Annotated in this window: 15 protein-coding genes; 11 read left to right on the plus strand and 4 right to left on the minus strand. The window is 29.8% G+C overall.

The window, feature by feature from the left end; genetic code table 11:
• Together V7Q02_RS11445 and V7Q02_RS11450 are read right to left on the minus strand one after the other, a co-directional pair.
• Positions 1 to 2,094 (minus strand): DUF5301 domain-containing protein (locus V7Q02_RS11445; protein WP_333861156.1); only part of this gene is annotated, 2,094 nt, incomplete at its 3' end.
• Between the two features lie 2 nt (positions 2,095 to 2,096).
• Entirely contained in the window at positions 2,097 to 2,459 is a 363-nt protein-coding gene (locus V7Q02_RS11450; protein ID WP_333861157.1) for a BlaI/MecI/CopY family transcriptional regulator, read from the minus strand.
• A gap of 463 nt (positions 2,460 to 2,922) precedes the next feature.
• Here V7Q02_RS11450 and V7Q02_RS11455 point away from each other — a divergent pair, with 463 nt between their 5' ends.
• From V7Q02_RS11455 to glgD, 9 genes are all read left to right on the plus strand, one after another.
• Positions 2,923 to 3,564, plus strand: a complete 642-nt coding sequence (locus tag V7Q02_RS11455) for a YidC/Oxa1 family membrane protein insertase (protein WP_333861158.1) — start codon at positions 2,923 to 2,925, stop codon at positions 3,562 to 3,564.
• Between the two features lie 187 nt (positions 3,565 to 3,751).
• Positions 3,752 to 4,519: an ABC transporter ATP-binding protein gene (locus V7Q02_RS11460; protein WP_333861159.1), complete on the plus strand. Its 768-nt coding sequence runs from the start codon at positions 3,752 to 3,754 to the stop codon at positions 4,517 to 4,519.
• Between the two features lie 120 nt (positions 4,520 to 4,639).
• Positions 4,640 to 6,565 (plus strand): ABC transporter permease, encoded by a 1,926-nt coding sequence (locus tag V7Q02_RS11465; protein WP_333861160.1) that lies wholly within the window; start codon positions 4,640 to 4,642, stop codon positions 6,563 to 6,565.
• A gap of 246 nt (positions 6,566 to 6,811) precedes the next feature.
• Positions 6,812 to 8,788 (plus strand): 1,4-alpha-glucan branching protein GlgB, encoded by a 1,977-nt coding sequence (gene glgB, locus V7Q02_RS11470; RefSeq protein WP_333861161.1) that lies wholly within the window; start codon positions 6,812 to 6,814, stop codon positions 8,786 to 8,788.
• Between the two features lie 22 nt (positions 8,789 to 8,810).
• Entirely contained in the window at positions 8,811 to 10,238 is a 1,428-nt protein-coding gene (glgA, locus tag V7Q02_RS11475; RefSeq protein ID WP_333861162.1) for a glycogen synthase GlgA, read from the plus strand.
• A 34-nt stretch (positions 10,239 to 10,272) separates the two neighbouring features.
• Positions 10,273 to 12,711 carry a glycogen/starch/alpha-glucan phosphorylase gene (locus V7Q02_RS11480; protein ID WP_333861163.1) on the plus strand — a complete coding sequence of 813 codons (2,439 nt, stop codon included), beginning with the start codon at positions 10,273 to 10,275 and terminating at the stop codon, positions 12,709 to 12,711.
• A 72-nt stretch (positions 12,712 to 12,783) separates the two neighbouring features.
• Entirely contained in the window at positions 12,784 to 14,565 is a 1,782-nt protein-coding gene (locus tag V7Q02_RS11485; protein WP_333861164.1) for a glycoside hydrolase family 13 protein, read from the plus strand.
• 4 nt (positions 14,566 to 14,569) lie between these two features.
• A complete protein-coding gene (locus V7Q02_RS11490) occupies positions 14,570 to 15,721 on the plus strand; it encodes a glucose-1-phosphate adenylyltransferase (protein WP_333861165.1) in 1,152 nt (383 codons plus the stop codon).
• Positions 15,722 to 15,758: 37 nt separating this feature from the next.
• Positions 15,759 to 16,871, plus strand: a complete 1,113-nt coding sequence (glgD, locus tag V7Q02_RS11495) for a glucose-1-phosphate adenylyltransferase subunit GlgD (protein WP_333861166.1) — start codon at positions 15,759 to 15,761, stop codon at positions 16,869 to 16,871.
• Between the two features lie 86 nt (positions 16,872 to 16,957).
• Here the strand turns inward: glgD and V7Q02_RS11500 are convergent, their stop codons facing one another.
• Positions 16,958 to 17,569, minus strand: coding sequence for a MerR family transcriptional regulator (locus V7Q02_RS11500; RefSeq protein ID WP_333861167.1), 612 nt, complete (start codon positions 17,567 to 17,569; stop codon positions 16,958 to 16,960).
• Positions 17,570 to 17,908: 339 nt separating this feature from the next.
• Here V7Q02_RS11500 and V7Q02_RS11505 point away from each other — a divergent pair, with 339 nt between their 5' ends.
• Both V7Q02_RS11505 and V7Q02_RS11510 read left to right on the plus strand, forming a co-directional pair.
• The gene (locus V7Q02_RS11505) at positions 17,909 to 19,258 is read left to right on the plus strand and encodes a glucose-6-phosphate isomerase (protein WP_333861168.1); all 1,350 of its coding nucleotides are present in this window, start codon (positions 17,909 to 17,911) and stop codon (positions 19,256 to 19,258) included.
• A 236-nt stretch (positions 19,259 to 19,494) separates the two neighbouring features.
• Positions 19,495 to 19,953, plus strand: a complete 459-nt coding sequence (locus V7Q02_RS11510; protein WP_333861169.1) for a YaiI/YqxD family protein — start codon at positions 19,495 to 19,497, stop codon at positions 19,951 to 19,953.
• 7 nt (positions 19,954 to 19,960) lie between these two features.
• Here the strand turns inward: V7Q02_RS11510 and pulA are convergent, their stop codons facing one another.
• Positions 19,961 to 22,072 (minus strand): type I pullulanase, encoded by a 2,112-nt coding sequence (gene pulA, locus V7Q02_RS11515; RefSeq protein WP_333861170.1) that lies wholly within the window; start codon positions 22,070 to 22,072, stop codon positions 19,961 to 19,963.
• Positions 22,073 to 22,110: the final 38 nt, after the last annotated feature.

Here is a 22,110-nt window from a genome sequence, read left to right on the forward strand (position 1 = left end):
TTTTTCAACAGCATAGAGAAAGTGATAGTCTACCCAGTCCTTAGGGTCTTTAGACAGCATACTTTTATCTATATCATTAGAGGTTACTTTGTTATCTTCTAACAAATATACAAATTTGTATATCGATGCATCAAAGGCTTTAATATATTTAAATCTGAATTTATAATAAAAACCGGGAGTTCCTGAATAATAAGCTGTTGGAATATATTTAACCCCATAATAGTTTTCTCCGTCATAGATTATCTCCGTTATATCGAGAATCTCTTTCGAATAACTATCTGGCATTTCGTGAATGATTTTAATAGATGATTTTTTTCCTTTGGCAGTGTCAGATATAAATTTATTTGCTAATTCACTGCCCTTGTTTATTAAGCCATCTTCATCTAGAACACAGGAATTGTCAATGGTATTTTTTAAAAAATATTTTTTTGAATCAGAGGATAGTTGATTTTTTATATTTTCATAGTGATTTTCAGATACAGTTAGTGTGTGAAGTTTTTCATAGATTTCTTTTGTAATTTCATGGATAAAATCATAGGGACTTTCTATATAATATTTTCCACTCTTTTCATATATATAATAAGTTTTGTTGTTATTTTTTATCTTATCGTAATTAGCTGCCCAAGGTACATCATCTACACTTTGAGTATTAGTTTCTTTACCTCCTTCAAGTAATATGGGAAGGGAATGGGTGCTTACAAATTTAATCATAATTTCTTTATAGAGTGTATTAAACCCTTGAAAGCTAATGGAACTTTGCCATAAATTTTTGTTCAGGGTATTGTTTAACCAGGATCTGTTTAATTTAATTGTTCTATCTGGTAGACCTTTTGCTTCTGATGTTAATACGAAATTAATGTAGTTGGCATTACCTACCAAAGAAAATATTATGGCAGCATTTTCATAAAAGATCATTTGATTTTCTTCTCTTAAAAAGGATTCTTTAACATCGTTTGTAGTTTCATAAGCTATTTCAATTCCATAAGGTTCTTTATCTGTAAAAAGTTGCATCTTTCTATGATGTAGGGTTTCTGGTACAGGAAGAGAATTTATTATATTAGCCACCTTGCTGTTATCCCCTACATAGGGAGTTCTGTATTTGTATATTTTTTCTGTAAAGTTATTTTTCTCTGATTTTAAGGATCCTGAAGGATTAGTAATAAGTCCAATGGCAATAAACATAACAGCTATTATAGAGGCTGCTATTACCCAAAAAACGGGTTTTTTATAATTAAGTATGTTTTTTATTCTTGTCTTTGTATTGTTTTCCCCAAAGGCTAGAGGGCTTCCTTTTATGGTATTTTTGTTTACTGAAAGAGATAATAAAGAGGTACTGTAGTCCTTTTTTATTTCTGTTCCAAGTTCTTTTAATACTCTTTCATCACAGGACATTTCCATATCCTTGCTCATAAGCATAAAACTAATCCATACAAAAGGATTGAACCAGTGAAGGCATAAAGCCAAAAATGCAGTGGGTTTTATGAGGTGATCAAATCGTTTTATATGGATTTGCTCATGCTTTAAAATGTAATTCTGCTCTGTTCTTTTAAGTCCTATGGGAAGATAAATTTTAGGCCTTATAAATCCTAGTACAAAGGGAGAAGAGATATTTTCACACTGAAAAATATTATCTTTTACAATTACAGAAGTACAAACTTTACGTTTTAAGATTAAATAGGATAGGATGCTGTAAACTATGAGTGAAATAAATCCTAAAACCCAAATTGTAGATAAAATACCATATATGGAGTTATTACCAGTGTGAGCTGTTAAACCTAGCGGTGAAGTATTTATAGATGAGGTAACATCATTTATTCCGGCGTTGATTTCAGGTTGTGATATTAGCTTTACACTGGAGGGTATGTATTCAATTTTGTTTGAGTATGAGCTAGGTATTTTTAAAAAGCTGAAGGCAGAGGAGAAAGAAAAAGGACATATAAGTCTAAATAATACAACAGTCCATAAGCTGTAGGAAAAAATTTTAGGAACTTTTTTTAAAAGCAGTCTGCAAGCTAAAACAAATAAAATCACATAGCTTGCCGTAAGGCTCATATTTAATACATCAATAAATAAATTTTGTAAGAAAAGGTTCATTTTTATTTCTCCTTATAGCTATCAATAAGATTTTTAAGTTCCTCTGCTTCTTTTGTATTTAATTTTTTATCATTCATAAATGCTGTTATAAATTTAGGCAGGGAGCCGTTGAAGGTGCTGTTTATAAATTCCTCACTTTTGAATTTCTGCACTTGTTCTCGTTTTATCAGGGAAGTTACTGTTGTATTCTCATTTTTTAATATTTCCCTCTGGCATAATTTTTTTAAAACGGTATATGTGGTGGATTTTTTCCATCCTAGAATTTTTTTGCAAAGTTTTACAAGTTCTCCTGAACCAAGAGGTTCATTTTGCCACACTATACTTGCAAGATGATATTCACTTTCACAGAGTTTTAGTTGTTTCATATTACCTCTCCTTCTGGTCTATAATAATAGACTAATCATATCTTTAGTCTATCATTATAGACCATATGTGTCAAGGTGAAAAATTTTCATAGAATAATCTGTAAATGAAAATGTACTTGTGTTAAAATGATGGTATCTTATACTATATATAAATAATGAAGAAATCTGTGTTAAGAGGTAGTTTAATGAAAATAGATACTCTGTTAATAATGCAAATTATCATAATTTTTGTGTGTGTTTTAAATATACTGTTCTATGTTAATACCATTTATAGAAGTACTGTAAGTTATTTTCATGATAAATATGGGAAATGTATTTTGATACAAATACTGCAGTATATAAAAAAATTATATTCTAAAGATTATTTGGTTTATGAAAAATATAGGATATGGTGGTATTTTGTATATTTTAGATAAAATAATATTTAAGTTAAATCTAAATATTAAACAAGGAGAGGGTTTATATGAATATTATTTTAAATGTACTAAATGCTGTATTAAGTTATCTTTTTAGTATAACAGGAGATTATGGCATAAGTATAATTTTACTTACCATACTAGTGAGAACTATACTTTTTCCAATGTCCCTAAAACAGAGGAAAAGCATTTATAATCAGCAGATTTTATCTAAAAAGATGGAAGAACTTAAAATAAAATATAAACATAATAAAGATAAATTTCAAAGGGAAATGGGGAAATATTATAAGCAAAATACTGAAAATATGTTTGGGTGCCTTGTTACTTTACTGCAGTTACCTGTAATATCTTCATTATTTATTGTTTTTAACAAAATGCCAGCACAGTTTGGAACAGTTATTGTTCCTTGGATAGTAAATATGAAGATGCCAGATAATTATTTTATTATTCCAATTATTTATACTTTAGTTTCTTTAAGCCCAAATTTTATATCATACATACCATTTTTAAAAATAGTTAAAGAAGTGAAGATACAGAAGATAAATATTGTGGCTACAAGTATTATAAGCATGTTAATAACATTTAAAGCACCGATAACTATAGGAATTTACTTGATTACTACAGGAGTATTTTCATTATTTGAAGAAGTAATATATAGATTATATATGAAAAATAGATGTTTGAATTAAAAAGTTTTTTATAATATTAAGTGAGAGTTAAGTGCTAGTAACTATCTATGCTTTCTTTGGAGAAGACAGTTAAAATAACAAAACTGTTTATTTAAAGAAAGCATTTTTAAAAGATCAAAAAATTATCAGTGTATTGGAACAGTACCTAAAAGTATGCTGAAATTATTAGAGTAAAGGACTAAATGAGATGAATGTATTAGAAATGAAAAATGTATGTAAAAAATATATCATTAATAAAAAAGTCAATATAATAATATTAAAAAATATAAATTTAAAATTGAAAAGTAATGAATTTATGGGGATCATGGGAGCCTCAGGAAGTGGAAAAACTACTTTGTTAAATGTAGCATCTGGTATAGACAAGTGTGATGGGGGAGAAGTAAATATACTCAATAACAATATATGTAGAATGAAGAGGAATGAATTATCATTATTTAGAAGGAATAATATTGGTATGATATTTCAGGATTTTAATTTAATTAGTAGTTTAACTATAAGAGAAAATATCATGATACCGCTAATTTTAGATAAAAAATATGAAATTCTGGAACAGGATGATATTGATGAACTTGCAGACATATTTGGTATAGATGAAATAATGGAGAGATATCCCTATGAAGTATCCGGCGGACAACAGCAAAGAGCAGCAATTTGTCGTGCTATTATAAATAATCCTAAAGTTATATTTGCCGATGAGCCAACAGGAAATCTTGATTCTGGATCATCTGAAAAGGTTTTGTCATATTTTGATTTATTACATAGTAAGTATAATGCCAGTATATTTATGGCAACACATGACCCATTTTCTGCAAGTTATTGTGATAGGATTATATTTTTACAAGATGGAGTGATTGTTGAAGAAATTAAAAAGCAGGGGGATAAAGCTAAATTTCTGAATAATATAATGGGTACAGTACAAAAGTTTAATACAATCAAAATTAAAAAAGAAGATTAACTATTAAAAGTATAATTAGGAACTTGTTTTTCTCTATTATTTTTTAGAAAGGAATAGTGTGATATTTGAATATATCATACAAGGTTTGTCAATATGAAATTTAGTAAAGTGGCATTTAAAATGTTTAAATCAAATGCAAAAAAATATAGATTATTTATTCTATGTAATCTATTTTTCATTGCTAGTTTATATAGTCTTATATCCATATCAGTAAATAAGCAATTTATGAATGCTTCTATTGTTGATCCAATGATATCTAGTAATATTTATGCTCCAACTTTTTTAGTGCTGATGTTCATGGGAATGTTTATTCCTTATTCACAAAGTGTTTTTATGAAAGCCAGGGAAAAAGAGTATGGTATTTTGTTAACACTTGGTATGACAGAAAATGAGGTTAGAAATAGTATTCTAATAGAGAATGTCATACTTTGTATAGTGTCACTAATAATTGGGTTAGTAATGGGAACATTTTTATCCTTGTTTTTTTGGGCTTTTATCCATAATATAATAGGGATTAATAAAATTAACGTTACTGTTTCAATAGTATCGTACAAAATAACAACCATATGTGTATTGGTAGTATTTGTTATTTCATTAATCGTCAATGTTTTTGGCATAATTAAAAGTACTGTATATGACAGGATAAAATATACTGAAAAAGCTGAAAGTGGCAGTCACTATAGTCTTATATTTATTTTTGCCGGAATAGTATTTACAATTACTGCTTTTATTGTAATGATCTTTTTTTACCGTATAAGTAGTAATATATGGTTTTTAAGTTTGTTTTTTTGTATATTGGGTTCAGCTTTAATATTTTTTAACGGAGAAGCTTTAATTCAATATTTTAAAAATAAGTATTATAAGAAATACATAAAAAATATTTTTTTATTTTCAGATATAAAATATTATTATGGTAAAAATAAAAAAGTATTTTTTGCCACTACTTGGTTATTTTTCGCGATTCTATTCTTTATTCAATTAAGTTTAGTTTCTTATCCTAGTTTTACCGCCAATGCTAGTGCTTATCATCCATTCCATATGGTATATGCTGAAATAAAAGATAATTTTAAACCTTTGAAGGATAATGAAGTCAAGTCTATTGTACAGAGAAATGGTAATAGGATAACCACAGATAATACAGTTAAATTTGTAAGAAACAATAATTTTACAGTATTCTGTGTAGATGATGTAAATAAAGTTTTGAAAAAAAATTATAAAATTCAATCCAACTCATTTATATATGTTCATCCATACGATATAAATGATGGTTATGAACATAGTGATATTAATTCAAATATTCCGAATATTGACATTAGTTCCAATGAAGATTCAAAAAATTTTATTATACAGGATACAATTATTGAGCCTTTATTTGGACAGATAGACTGCATATCAAATAATATACTTTTGGTTAACAAAAAAGATTATGAATGGATTACATTAAATGCTGTTGATTATTATGTAAAAGGAACATTACATTTATATAATTTTACTAATTGGCATAATTCTGGTGCGATAGTAAATGAGACATGGAATAAATTGTTGGAAAAAAATAATATGGGTAAGGAAGATGATTTCTATAAGATAAGTTCGAGAATAGAAGCATATAATACAGCTTTAAAAAGTTCTAATTTTTTGATTTTTAATATTATATACATCTCTTTTCTTTTATATTTTTCTGCTATAGTAATGATTCATTATAAATTAAAAATGGAGTATAAAGATGAAAAAAGAAAATATTTTAGTTTTTATAGAATTGGGATAGAAAAGATGGAGATTAAGGAAATGTTATCTCAAAAAATATTAATTATCTATTCTATACCCTGTATATATGCAGTAATAATTAACATTCCATATAGTTACTACACTAATAGTTCATATGGATATGGAATTATAGGTATTTTATATGCCTTTATTACATCATTTGTTTTTTTAATAATACATCTAATGGTGTATAGATTGTATTTTACTGTTTATTTTAAAGGAATTATTTCAGAATTGAAGTTAAATAATCATAAATTTCCTCCCTTGTATATTTTTTTATGATATATAAATATTCTACATAGAACATGCAAAATCTTTAGTAAAAAAGGGATATTACAAGTGAATAAATTTCATATAATTATTTATTTAGAAGGTAAATATGGACGGAGTGTAGAAATAATTATAATATAATAGAAAGCTAAAAATTTTGAAAAAGAACCTTGAAAATCACATATTATTAATTAAGATTTAGAACATAAATTTTACTTTTGTACAAATACTGATTATATGTGGGAGGTGGTGTTCACTGTGTCTGATAGAGATATGGATCTTTTTTATAAAGGAGAAAATTATAACAGTTATAAATTTATGGGATCACATTTTACCAAGGAAAGAGGTAAATGGGGTACTAGATTTACTGTATGGGCACCTAAAGCCAGGGCAGTAAGAGTAGTAGGCGATTTTAACAGTTGGAGTCCAAGAGAAGAAGACAACTTGAAAAGAGTACTTGGAAAAAATCTGTGGAGTGGCTTTGTTGTGGGTGTAGAAAAAGGGGTCATATATAAATATGAAGTTATAGATAGAGATGGAGGGTCAGTTTTAAAATCAGATCCCTATGCCAGATATTCTGAAATGCGGCCTCAAAATGCATCTGAAATAATGGAAGATAAGGCTTTTAAATGGGGAGATGGTAAATGGATATCAAGAAGGAAAAAGCAAAATGTATATAAAAGCCCTATAAATATATATGAAGTACATTTTGGATCCTGGAGAAAGGATGAGGATGGGAACTTTTTGAATTATAAAGATATAGCAAGACAACTTGTAAAATATTTAAAGACTATGAATTATAATTATGTAGAAATACTTCCTATAATGGAGCATCCTTTAGATGACTCCTGGGGATATCAAATTACAGGATATTATTCTGTAACCAGCAGATATGGTAGTATTGAGGACTTTAAATACTTTGTAAATATGTGTCATAAAGAAAATATAGGAGTTATATTGGATTGGGTACCCGGTCATTTTTGTAAAGATGAACATGGATTATATAGGTTTGATGGTACGCCAACTTATGAATATGAAGATGAAAAACAATCTGAAAATAAGTCTTGGGGAGCTGGAAACTTTGATTTAGGGAAACCGGAAATTAAGAGTTTTTTAATATCCAATGCCTTATTTTGGTTAAGGGAATTTCATATAGATGGACTTAGGGTTGATGCAGTTGCAAATACTCTTTATCTAGACTATGACAAAGGTCCTGGCCAGTGGACACCTAATGAATACGGGGGAAATGAAAATTTAAGTGCTGTTAAATTTTATAGGGAATTAAATAGTGCACTTTTTAAGGAGTTTCCGAATCTAATTATGATTGCAGAGGAATCCACTGCATGGCCAATGGTTACAGCACCTTCATATTCTGGAGGGTTAGGGTTTAATTTCAAATGGAATATGGGCTGGATGAATGATGTGTTAAAATATATTAGGATGAGTCCTGATGAGAGGACATATAACCATAGGTTACTTACCTTTTCTACTATGTATAATTATTCTGAAAATTTTATTCTCCCTATATCCCATGATGAAGTGGTTCATGGCAAGTGTTCTCTTATAGATAAAATGTGGGGAGATTATTATGATAAGTTTGCGGGGCTTAGAGTTTTTATAACCTATATGTATACCCATCCTGGGAAAAAACATATATTTATGGGAACGGAGTTTGGACAGTTTTCAGAATGGAAAAGTTCAGCACAATTGGACTGGGAGCTTATAGATAAATTCCCTATGCACAATAGCACTTTAAATTTTTTTAAAAAAATAAATGAATTTTATATGAGAGAAAAGCCCTTATGGGAGTTTGACCATATGGAAAATGGTTTTCAGTGGATAGATGCGGATAATTCAAATCAAAGTATATTACTCTTTATGAGAAAGTCCAGTAGGGACAGTGATGTTTTAATAATAATCTGTAATTTTAAGTCACAGGGATACTTCAATTACAATATAGGGGTTCCTTATCTTGGAGAATATGAGGAGGTATTTAATACAGATGCAAAAGAGTTTGGAGGTTCTGGAGAAATAACTAATAACATAGTTCATTCTGAAAATAAAGAATATCATAACCAAAAATTTTGCGCTACTATAAAGATACCTCCTATGAGTGCTATTATATTAAAGCCTAAAAAAATATATTCAAATATTACAGAACAAAAATCAATTATAAGTTCCAGAGGTAAATATAAAAACAAAGTATTGTCAAAAGAACCAAAAGTAAAAATCTGATGAAAATTAAGGAGGAGTTTATATGAAAGTGTTATTTGCTGCTTCTGAATCACACCCTTTTGTTAAAACAGGAGGACTTGCAGATGTAATAGGTACACTTCCACCATATCTGAAAAAGATAGGGGTTGATGTGAGGGTAGTTATACCAAAATACAGTGCAATAAAGTCCCATTTTGCAAATGAGTTAAATTTTATCAAGTATTTTTATGTACCTGTGGGTTGGAGAAATAAGTACTGTGGAATATTTCAATATGAATATAGAGGAGTAATCTATTATCTGATAGATAATGAATATTACTTTTCTAGGGATAATTTGTATGGTTATTATGATGATGGCGAAAGGTTTGCATTTTTTAATAGAGCTGTACTTGATATGTTATGGCAGATTGACTATAAACCAGATATAATACACTGTAATGATTGGCATACGGGAATGATTCCTGTGTTATATAAAATTCAATATAGAGAGAGCAGCTTTTATGGGGGAATCAAATTTGTATTTAGCATACACAATCTTCTTTTTCAAGGGAATTTTGATAAAAGTATTTTGGGAGAATTATTTAGCCTTCACAGTGGACTGTATGAAAATGGAAGCGTGGAATTAAATGGAGCTGTAAGTTTCATGAAAAGTGGTATAAATTATAGTGATAAAATATCCACGGTAAGCCGTTCTTATGCTTTTGAGATACAAAGTCCTGAATATGGAGAAAATCTTCATGGCCTTTTGAGAAGCAGAAAAAATGATCTCTGGGGAATAGTAAATGGAATAGATTATGATATTTATAATCCTGAAAAAGATAGTATGATATTTAGAAACTATAATAAAAATAGTTTGAGAAATAAAATGATAAACAAATTAAAGCTTCAAAAGGATCTCAATCTGGAGATAGATGAAAATGTACCTGTTCTAGCCATAATATCAAGATTTACTCCTCAGAAGGGAATGGAGATTATAAGAACCATAGGGGAGAGGCTTGTGTCAAAACATGTGCAGCTTATAGTACTTGGAACAGGATATAGTGAGTATGAGGAATATTTTAGATATCTTAGTTCAAAGTATCCAAGAAGTGTATCTGCAAATATATATTTTGATGATGTATTGGCACATAAAATTTATGCTGCATCGGATATGTTTTTAATGCCCTCCTTATTTGAACCTTGCGGACTTGGTCAGCTCATAGCTTTAAGATATGGAACTATTCCTATAGTAAGAGAAACAGGAGGACTTAAAGATACCATAATTCCTTATAACAAATATACAGGGGAAGGGAATGGGTTCAGCTTTGTAAATTTCAGCGGAGATGATTTTTTGCGTATTATAAACTATGCATTGGATTATTTCGAGGAAAAAGATATGTGGAATAATATAATAAATCATGCTATGGAAAGTGATAACAGCTGGGATAATTCTGCCAGATTGTATAAATTGTTATATGAGAGTTTAATGTGAATATATGTAAATAAATTTAGCTAGGGGGAATTTTATGCTGCATATAAATAAAGAAACTTTTAAAAGGGACTATAGAAAAAAGTTCAGGGCTATCCATGGCAAGGATATTGAGGAGGGAACTGATTATAACAAGTATGAGGCTCTGGGAAGCCTTGTAAGGGATTATGTGGCTAAAATGTGGATAGATACCAATAAAAAATATAAACAAAATGGTAAAAAGCAGGTGTACTATTTTTCTATGGAGTTTTTACTTGGAAGGCTTCTTGGAAATACTCTATTGAATTTGGGTATAAGGAATATATGTAAAGAGGCTCTGGAGGAAATGGGAATAGATTTAAATAATCTAGAAGAACTTGAAGAAGATCAGGGACTTGGAAATGGAGGACTTGGGAGATTGGCTGCTTGCTTTTTAGATTCCATGGCATCTTTAAGTATACTTGGGCACGGCTGTGGAATAAGGTATAAATATGGATTTTTTAACCAGAAGATTATAAATGATTCTCAGGTGGAAGTACCGGATAATTGGCTGAAAAACGGAAATGTGTGGGAAATAAAAAAATCTGACAAGGCAAGGGTGGTAAAATTTGGAGGGGAAGTAAAAGTAGATTATATAGATGGATATTTAAGGTTTAATCACATAAACTATGAAGAGGTTTTGGCAGTACCCTATGATATACCTATAGTAGGATATAAAAACAATGTGGTAAACACATTAAGATTATGGAGTGCAGAGCCTTTATCTGATGAATTTGATTTTTCCTTGTTTAATAGGGGGGATTTTAGAAAAGCTATAGAGTACAAGGATTCTGTGGAAGCCATATCTCAAATACTATATCCAGATGATAGTTTTTATGAGGGTAAACTTCTAAGATTGAAACAGCAGTACTTTTTTGTATCTGCAGGTATTCAAAGTATTATATATCATTTTAAAAGTGCACAAGTAGATATAAATGAATTAGATGAAAAAATAGCAATACACATAAATGATACTCATCCCACCCTTGCTATACCGGAACTTATGAGAATATTTATAGATGAGGAGGGTATTGGCTGGGATAATGCCTGGAGGATGACTAATAATATTATATCATATACCAACCATACTATAATGGCAGAGGCACTTGAGAGGTGGCCAGTGGATATGTTTAAAGCTTTACTTCCCAGAATATTTATGATAGTAGAGGAAATAGACAGAAGATTTTGTGAAGAATTGAAAAATAAATACCCCAATCAGTGGGATAAAATAAAAAGGATGTCTATAATAAGTGACGGCTATATAAATATGGCTCATCTTGCCATAGTGGGAAGTCACAGTGTAAATGGCGTGGCAAAGCTTCACACTGAAATACTGAAAAAACATAATATGGCAGATTTTTATTATTATTATCCAAGTAGATTCAACAATAAAACCAATGGTATAAGTCATAGAAGGTGGCTTATAAGTTCAAATCCTAAATTAACACTTCTTTTAAAAAGTACAATAGGAGACAGCTTTATAGCTCACCCCACAGATATGATAAATTTCGAAAAATTTGCAGAAGATAAAAGTGTACAAGCTAAGCTTGAAAAAATAAAGTTTGAAAATAAAAGGAAATTGGCAGATCTTATATATAGAACTAATAGAATAGAAATAAATGTAAACTCCATGTTTGATGTCCAGATAAAAAGAATCCATGCTTATAAAAGACAGACCTTAAATTGTCTTAGAATAATGGATTTATACAATGAAATTATAGACAACCCCCATCTGGATATAACCCCGAGGACATTTATATTTGCAGGTAAGTCTGCACCTGGATACTATCTGGCAAAGGATATAATTACATTAATAAATGTAGTAGCTGATAAAATAAATGGAGATAATAGGGTAAATGAAAAAATTAAAGTTGTATTTATGGAAAATTACAGGGTATCTCTGGCAGAAGCTATAATACCAGCGGCGGATTTAAGTGAACAGATTTCTACTACAACTAAAGAGGCATCAGGTACCAGCAATATGAAGTTTATGATGAATGGTGCAGTTACAATAGCTACTTTAGATGGTGCTAATGTGGAAATAAGGGATGAGGTTGGAAATGATAATATAGTAATATTTGGAATCACAGAAAATGAAGTATTGAATTTTTATAAAAATGGGGGATATAACTCTCAGCAGATTATATCTAAGGATATGAGATTAAAGAGAGTTGTTGATTCTTTAATAGACGGAACATACTCTAAGGATAAAAACAGATTTAAGAGCATATATGATAATTTAGTCACCTATAATGATGAATTTTTTATAATAAAGGATTTTTATTCTTATCTGAATGCACAGGAAAAAGTAGATGAATTGTATAAGGACAAGTCAAAGTGGCAAAAAATGTGTGCTATAAATATAGCTCATTCTGGCATATTTTCCAGTGACAGAACCATAAAAGAATATGCTACAGGCATATGGGGATCCAAGTGCTTGTATAAAAATTTAGAGTAAGAATACTTGATAATGAAGGAATTTAGAGAAGTATAAGTTTGGGGTGAAAATAGATAAAATATGAATTTCCATATGAAACATGATTCAAGAGATATTTATTATAAAAATCCATTTGGTGCGGTATCTAAGGGGAAAAGAATATATATTTGCATAACTGCAGATAAGTTTTTGGATATATTTTTGAATATAATTTATTTTGATTATGAAGAAAAAGCGGTAAAGATGAGTGTTAGAATTGAAAATTATAATAAATATGTATATTACCATTATATACATTTAGATAAGGATTATGTAGGGCTTATCAATTACTTTTTTCAAATAAAAACAGAGGAGGAGGGATACTTTTACTATGGAAATAATCCTGATGGATTAGGTGGGGAAGGACAGATATATGAAAGTATGCCTGTACCTTATCAGATAACAGTATATGATCCTTTAAAGGTGCCAAAATGGTTCAAGGAAGGTATAGTATATCAGATATTTGTAGATAGATTTAGAAATGGGAACACTAGTGGGGAGATAACTAATCCAAAGCATAATAGTTTTATATATGGAAGTTGGCAGGATGAACCTATGTATATAAAAGATAATCAGGGTAAAGTAATAAGGTGGGATTTTTTTGGAGGAAATTTAAAAGGGGTAATTGAAAAACTTCCTTATATAAAAAGTTTGGGGGTTAGTGCAATATATCTTAATCCCATATTTGAATCTATAAGCAATCATAAGTATGATACGGGAGATTATAAATCCATAGATAGTATGTACGGAGATGAAAAGATATTTAGAGATTTATGTAACGAAGCGAATAAATTGAATATGAAAATTATTTTGGATGGGGTATTTAATCATACAGGAGATGACAGTATTTATTTTAACAGGTATGGAAATTATGATTCAAAGGGTGCATATCAATCCAAGAATTCTCCCTATTATAGTTGGTATACATTTATAGAATATCCAGATAAATATGATAGTTGGTGGGGTATAGAAAGTATGCCTTCTGTAAATGAAATGAACCCTGACTATGTAGATTTTATTATAGCAGGAAAAAATTCGGTGCTTGAAAAGTGGATGAAACTTGGGGCATCTGGCTGGAGACTTGATGTGGCAGATGAGCTTCCCGATGAGTTTATAGAAAAAATACGATATAAAATAAAGAGTATTAAAAGTGAATCTGTACTTATAGGTGAAGTTTGGGAAGATGCATCAAATAAAGTGAGTTATTCAAATAGAAGGAAATATGTTTTAGGAAGAGAACTTGACTCTGTAACTAACTATCCTTTTAGGAATGCTGTAATAGAATTTTTAAAAAATGATATAAATTCTAGTGTATTTGAAAGGAGAATTTTAAGTTTATATGAAAATTACCCAAAGGAAATATTTTATTCAAATTTAAATATACTTGGAACCCATGATACTGAAAGGATTCTCACTGTATTTCAGGAAAAAGGGGAAAATAAAATACAATTTTTAAAGATGGCTGTTACCATTCAAATGACCATGCCTGGAGTTCCGCTTATATACTATGGTGATGAAGCAGGGATTTTAGGGGAAAAGGATCCATTAAACAGAAAGACCTACCCTTGGGGTGATGAAAATAAAACAATATTGGATTTTTACAGACATATAACAGCACTTAGAAATAAATATGACTCATTAAAGAGAGGGGATATAAAATTTTATCACATAGACAGAGATGTATTGTGTTATAGGAGAACAGTTGATAGGGAGAATATTTTAATTGCAATAAATAGAAATGAGTGTAAGACTTTTCGTATAATAGCTGATGAAATAGAACAGGAAATATCAGCATTAGAAATAAAAATTTTACCGATAATTGAGAATGGAGAATGATGTTATGGATAGAAAAGAAATGATATCAATGATATTAGCAGGGGGACAAGGGTCAAGGCTTGGTGTATTAACTAAAAAGGTAGCAAAACCTGCAGTGCCATTCGGAGGAAAATACAGAATAATAGATTTTGTCTTAAGTAATTGTTCTAATTCAGGAATTTACACAGTAGGGGTGTTAACACAGTATAAACCATTGGAATTAAATTCCCATATAGGTATAGGTACACCTTGGGATTTGGACAGAAGAGATGGAGGTGTATATATATTACCGCCATATCAGGAAGAAAATGGTGGAAATTGGTATAAGGGAACAGCAGATGCCATATACCAGAATATATCTTTTGTGGATAATTATGATCCAGAATATGTTATTATTCTTTCAGGAGATCATATATATAAAATGAATTATGCAAATATGCTCAAGTTTCACAAAGAGAAAAAAGCTGATGTGACCATTGCAGTTATTGAAGTTCCACTAAAAGAAACTCATAGGTTTGGAATAGTAAATACTAATTTAGATATGGAAATATATGAGTTTCAGGAAAAACCAGTAAAAGCTAAAAGTACAAAGGCCTCTATGGGTGTTTATATATTTAAATGGACATTACTTAAAAAATTTTTAAAATCAGATCAAAGTGATAAAAATTCTTCTAATGATTTTGGAAAAAACATTATACCCAGTATGCTAGATGGCGGAATGAAGATGTATGCTTATCCTTTTAAAGGATACTGGAAGGATGTAGGAACTATACAAAGTTTATGGGAAGCAAATATGGATCTTTTAAAAGAGGATAATCAACTTAACTTGGGGGATCCAAACTGGAGAATATATTCTGTAAATCATGTGGAACCTGCACAGTATATTGGACCAAAGGCCAGTGTTAAATCATCTATTGCAGTAAATGGGTGTGAAATATATGGAGAAGTGAAAAATTCCATCATATCTTCTGGAAGTATCATAGGTAAAAATTCAAAAATAATAGATTCTGTTATAATGCCATACAGCAAGATAGGAGATAACGTAATAATTAATAAAGCATTAATAGGAAGCAATGTAGTTGTGAGAAAGAACAGTATTATAGGAGATGGAAAAGAGATCACAGTAATAGGATCAAATAAGGATATAAAAGCAGAGTCGCTGCTTATAAGTTCATAGATATTTTTACTTAATATTTATTGGATGGTGATATATTATGAATGAAAATTTTATGGGTATTATAAATTTAGATGAGAATGATGATAATATAAAAGAACTTTCAAGAAATAGAACTTTGGCATCCATACCTATTGCGGGCAGATACAGAATTATTGATTTTATATTGTCTAATATGACCAATAGCGGAATAGAAAATATAGGAATATTTACAAAGATGGAATCCAGATCTTTAATAGATCATTTAAGTAATGGACGTCCCTGGGATTTAAATAGAAAGATAGAAGGACTGAGGGTATTTAACTATACAGAAAAAAGTTTATACTTAGATGATGTACAAAATTTTTCTAAAAATATTCTGTATTTTAAAAGAAGCAGGGAAGAATATGTAGTTATGGCATCTTCTTATATGATTTGTAATATTGATTTAAAGGAAGCTATGGATTACCATATAAAATCTAAAAATGATATTACAATAGTATATAAAAAGGTGGAAGATGCAGATTCAAGGTTTATCCATTGTGATACCTTAAATATAAATAATGAAGGAAGAGTTGTAAGTGTAGGAAGAAATATAGGGGTAAATAATAAAGTTAACATAAGTATGGAAATATACATGATGAAAAAGAAAATGTTTATGGATATAATTAATGAGTGCATATCCACAGGAAGTTATAGAAAGGTAAAACATAATATATATAAATGTCTAAAATATCTAAATGTGGGAGTGTTTCAATTTAAGGGATATTTAAGCTGTGTAAATTCTCTTAAGGCATATTACAGGACAAGTATGGAACTTTTGGACCATAAGGTGATGAGAGAATTATTTTCCAAATACAAGCCCATATATACAAAGACAAATGATGATATGCCCTGCAGGTATTTTCAGTCCAGCAATGTCGTTAATTCTATAGTAGGAGATGGGTGTTCTATATATGGAACTGTAGAAAATAGTATAATATTTAGAAGGGTAACTGTGTCAAAGGGGTCAGTGCTTAAAAATTGTATAGTTCTTCAAAATTGTGTAATAGATAGTAATGTAAAATTAGAATATACAATTTTAGATAAAAATGTTCATATGAAAACAAATAAAGAATTAAGAGGAGATAGGGATGCACCAATTGTAATGCAAAATCAGGAAAAGATATATTGAATATATCCATCTTGAGAGTCAAAAAACAGTATAGTTTTAAGGCTTATACTTTTTTGACTCTCATATTTCCTTGGAGGGGATAAGTATTATTTATTTTTTCTGGATATTTTAAACAAATTATTATACCATTTGTGTTTGTGCTTTTTCCGTTCCACCCTGCTGAGGTATTGATTTTGATTATTTTCTATACTTTTAATTAAATTCTTAGTTTCTGTCATAGAACTGATTAGAGAATGATTAGTGCTCAATATTTTATTTATACTTCCGGTTATCTGCTTGCCATTGGTTTTGATGTCATTTCTTATATTAGTGCTGTGTTGTTGTATGGTAGTATCAATAGAGTCTTTAATTGTATTTTCTATTTCAGGCTTGATTAAAGTGTAAATTGTTTCTGCTATAAACTCCAATTCCTTTTTACTTCCCATAGAAGCAGAATCATTATATGAAAAGTACTCTATAATTTGTTGTGGTTTATAATGTTTTTGTTTTGATAAATATTGAATCATTTTTAGTCTGTTGATATCGTCTCCAGTAAAATCGCCCTTTCTACCGGAAATATTGGTTCTATTTAAAATAGTTCTGAAAGTTGAGCAGTAAGTTTTGATTGTTTGGGTATTGGTATTTAACATTTTAGCAACTTCTCTGATTTTATAGGTAACATTTTTAAAATCACTTATGTTAATTGCATTATTTTCCATAGTTAGCACCTCCTTGAAATATTATACAATTAATTGGAAAAAATATCAATATGATTTATAGTATATAAGTGGTCATAATCACATAAATTTCACATAAATTTTTGATATTTGGACAACAAGTAAGTTATATAATTGTCGATAATACATATTTTTAAATTATAGAAATTTTTATTATGAAATTAATATAAATAGTAATGATGAATAAAATTGATAGGAAAATGTAAAGAATAAAACGAATATATATAATATAACTAAAATAAAAATTAAGATTGATTTAAGCTGATGTTTGAACTAATTCGTATAATTTTAATATCAAGTGTTGGAGGTGCAAGTAAAATTATGTTAGAAAAAGGTATGAGTTTGGATTTAAGTGGAGTTTATTCTTATGTGAGTAAAAGTGATATGATAAGTCTGCAGCCTTTTGTATCTAGTGCCCACCATATGCTAGAAAATGGAACAGGTAAAGGAAAGGATTTTTTAGGATGGGTTAACCTACCTCTGGATTATGACAAAGAAGAACTGGACAGAATAAAGAGAGCAGCTAGAAGGATTAGGGATACTTCAGAAGTATTTATAGTTACTGGTATAGGAGGTTCCTATTTAGGCGCTAGGGCAGCTATTGAAATGCTTTCAAATACATTTAACAATATACTGCCTAAAGATAGAAGAGAGGCTCCTATAGTACTCTATGCAGGAAATAATATGAGTGGGACTTACATGGAGGACTTGCTTCAGGTTTTAGAAGGCAGGGATGTATCTTTAAATGTTATTTCAAAATCAGGAACTACCACAGAACCTGCTGTTGCATTTAGGCTGTTAAAAGAATTCATGGAAAAAAAATATGGTAAGGAAGAAGCACGGGGCAGAATATATATTACTACAGACAAGAAAAGAGGAGCATTAAAGACATTGGCGAATATGGAAGGGTATGAAACCTATGTTATACCAGATGATGTAGGCGGAAGATATTCTGTGCTAACTGCAGTGGGATTACTTCCTATAGCAGTGGCAGGAATTGATATAGAAGATATTATGATAGGGGCAGCAGATGCCAGAGAAGTTTATGGAAGTGGAAGTTTGGATGAAAATGATGCCTATAAATATGCAGCTGTTAGAAATATGTTGTTTAAAAGAGGAAAAACTATTGAAATGATGGTGAATTTTGAACCATGTCTTCATTACTTTGGAGAATGGTGGAAACAACTTTTTGGAGAAAGTGAGGGAAAGGAAAATAAGGGTATATTTCCTGCCTGCGGAGATTTCTCAACGGATTTACATTCCATGGGACAATATATACAACAAGGACTTAGAATATTATTTGAAACTTTTATAAATGTAGAAGATCCTGAAAAAGACGTAATCATAAAAGAAGATAGGGATAATTTAGATGGGTTAAATTTCATTGCACACAAGTCGGTAAATTTTGTTAACCGTCAGATTTTAAAGGGGACAGTGTTGGCTCATAATGATGGGGGAGTTCCTGTAATGATTTTGAATGTACCTAAGTTAACACCTTATTACTTTGGGTATATGGTATATTTCTTTGAAAAGGCTTGTGCAATGAGCGGATATTTAATGGGAATAAATCCTTTTGATCAACCGGGAGTGGAAGCCTATAAAAATAACATGTTTGCACTGCTTAAAGATCCCCAATATGATATAGGTATGAAGGTACGTGAAAAAATATAATACTAAAATCAAATTATTGATATAGTATTTTTAGATAATAAGTTTAAACTCTGCAATAGTATGTCTGTTGTGGAGTTTTATTTAATAGAGGCTAAAAACTAACAGGTGATAATTTTATTGTGGTGGTGTATAATTTAATTAGAGTATTTACAAAAGATTACAACCAGAAGATTAATAAATGGAGGGATAAATAAAATTTTCACATCTAGCGTAAAATTTTATATTATTAAATTAAAATGAGAATATTAATAGATGGAGATGCTTGTCCAGGAAAGCATATAATAGAAGGTATAGCAAAAAAAAATCACATAGAAGTTATAATATACTGCGACACAAATCACATTTTAAAGAGCAGCTACAGCACAGTAGTAACTGTTGATAGTGGTTTTCAAAGTGTGGATATGGTTATTGTAAATAAAGTTAAAAGCGGAGATATAGTGGTAAGTCAAGATTATGGTGTTGCTGCTATGGTATTGGCTAAAAAAGCTTATGCCATAAATCCTAAAGGGTATATATATCATGAAGGCAATATGGATAAACTTCTATTTGAAAGATATATATCTTCAAAAGTTAGAAGAACGGGAGGAAGGACTTCAAACCCCAAAAAGAGGACAAAAGAGGATGATAAAAGGCTTAGAGAAAATCTATTTCAATTGATTTTAAATGGTAAAGTATACACAGGAGAGGATTGGTAGTGTTTTTTTAATTCTCCCCTGTGTACAATATATAAGAAGATAGTTTTTTTAGCATCAGTGGTCCTTTTAAAATAATATTTTCAATTTTAATGTGGTTACTGTCCAATGCTATTTTCCATTTTATATTGGGAATATTTATATATCTGTCCTGTTGCGATGTATTTATTGCAATGAGGGTCTGTTTCCAATTATCTTTTCCAGTATGGTCTTTTATTATGAAGGCCAGGGTATCTCTGGGTATATTTTCTATAAAAATCAAGTTGTTAGATAAAGTTTCTCTGGAATCAACTTTAAATAAAGGGTGACATTTTCTTATATGAATTAATTTTTTGTAATAGTTAAATACATCTATAAATTCATGCTTTTTATTCCAGTCAATGCAATTTATATAATCTGGACTGTTGAAGCTGTTATGTTCTCCCTGTTTGCTTCTGCAAAATTCTTCTCCAGAGTATATAAAAGGAGTACCGGCACAAGTTAAAATTATAGTTGAACATAATTTTACTATTTTCTTTTTTTCTTCTGTGGTTTCATGGCTGCAGCTAAAATTTATTCTATCCCATAAAGTATGATTGTCGTGGCAGTTTGAGTAATTTATAGATTGTCCGGGGGAAATATATTCACACATTATACACTCTTTCAACAGTTCTCTCTTGGATATGTCTCCCATTATAAAACCCTTGTCTTTCAAATCAAATGTACTGCCTTTTAAGCAATCTCTTATTTTATCGTTAAAGAAGGATATATTGTCTAGAAAATCTGCATTATTAATGGTGGATTTATTTTCTTCTGGAAGAGAGGTGGGAAGACTCCAGCCTTCACCATAAATCATTATGGAGTTATTTATTTTATGAAGCCTATCTTCTATAGATTTCATGGTATCTATATCTATAAGTCCCATAAGATCAAATCTAAATCCGTCCATATGATATTCCCTGACCCAAAATGTTACGGAGTCCACTATGAATTTTCTTACCATTAAATGTTCAGAAGCTAGATCATTTCCACATCCACTTCCATTGCAGAGCATTTCTTTTTTTGAAAGTCTGAAATAATAGTCTGGAAATATATTCTGAAAATTATCTGCCCAACCATGATAGATATGGTTATAAACCACGTCCATATTTATTCCTATATTTTTTTTATGGAGACATTGAATCATTTTTTTTAGTTCTATTATTCTGCATATAGGACAGTAGGGGTCTGTGGCATAACTTCCTTCGGGAACATTATAATTTTGGGGATCATATCCCCAATTGTAATTTTTATGGCTGTATCTTTCATCTATACTCTCATAGCTGAAATCAAATATGGGCATTAGCTGCAGGTGAGTAATACCAAGCTCTATTATATGATCCAAACAGGTATTGAGCCCTTGGGGGGATTTTGTGTTTTTTTCTGTTAGGGATAAAAATTTTCTGTTGTTTGAAACTCCACTGCTGGTGTGGGAGGATAAATCTCTTAAACTGACTTCATATATTATGGGATCAGTATGTTTTTCAGGGGTGTAAGTGTCCTCATGCCACCTGAGGGGATCTGTTTTTTTCAGGTCTAACACAACTCCTATAAAACCATTTATACTTACTGCAGTAGCATAGGGGTCTACTACTATGTTTGAATTACCATATAAAGTTACATTATAATTATAGTAGGTTTTGTGTAAATCACCTTTTATGGAAGTATACCAAAGTCCTCTATATTCTTTCATGTCTTCCATATATTCAATATTGAATTTATCAGGAGAAATTTTTTTATATATTACAAGCTTTACACAGGAAGCAGGAGGTGACCAGAGTTTAAATGTAGTTTTTTCCTTTGTATATAGGGCACCTAGAGAGGTATTGTGTAAAAATTTTTTATTGAATTCATTTGTGGAGTACAGGGGATAGTACCACACTTTATAAAATACACTTTCATATTCTATAAAACAATGGTATTTTATATTTATCTCCCTGTTTAGATTTAAAATTATAGTATTGTCAACTATGGAGTAACTGATTATAGATATATTTTTTATCCCATTTTTTATATTTAACTTATAGGATTTAAATTCAGATATTTTATCTGATGTTAAAGTTATTTTATTAAAAGAATCAGTATAAACATTTGTTATTTTCATATATATTCACCTATTTATTAGTATAGTAAAATATAATA

Origin of the sequence: Clostridium sp., assembly GCF_036781005.1 — a bacterium.
In the GTDB taxonomy this organism is placed as follows: domain Bacteria; phylum Bacillota; class Clostridia; order Clostridiales; family Clostridiaceae; genus Clostridium_B.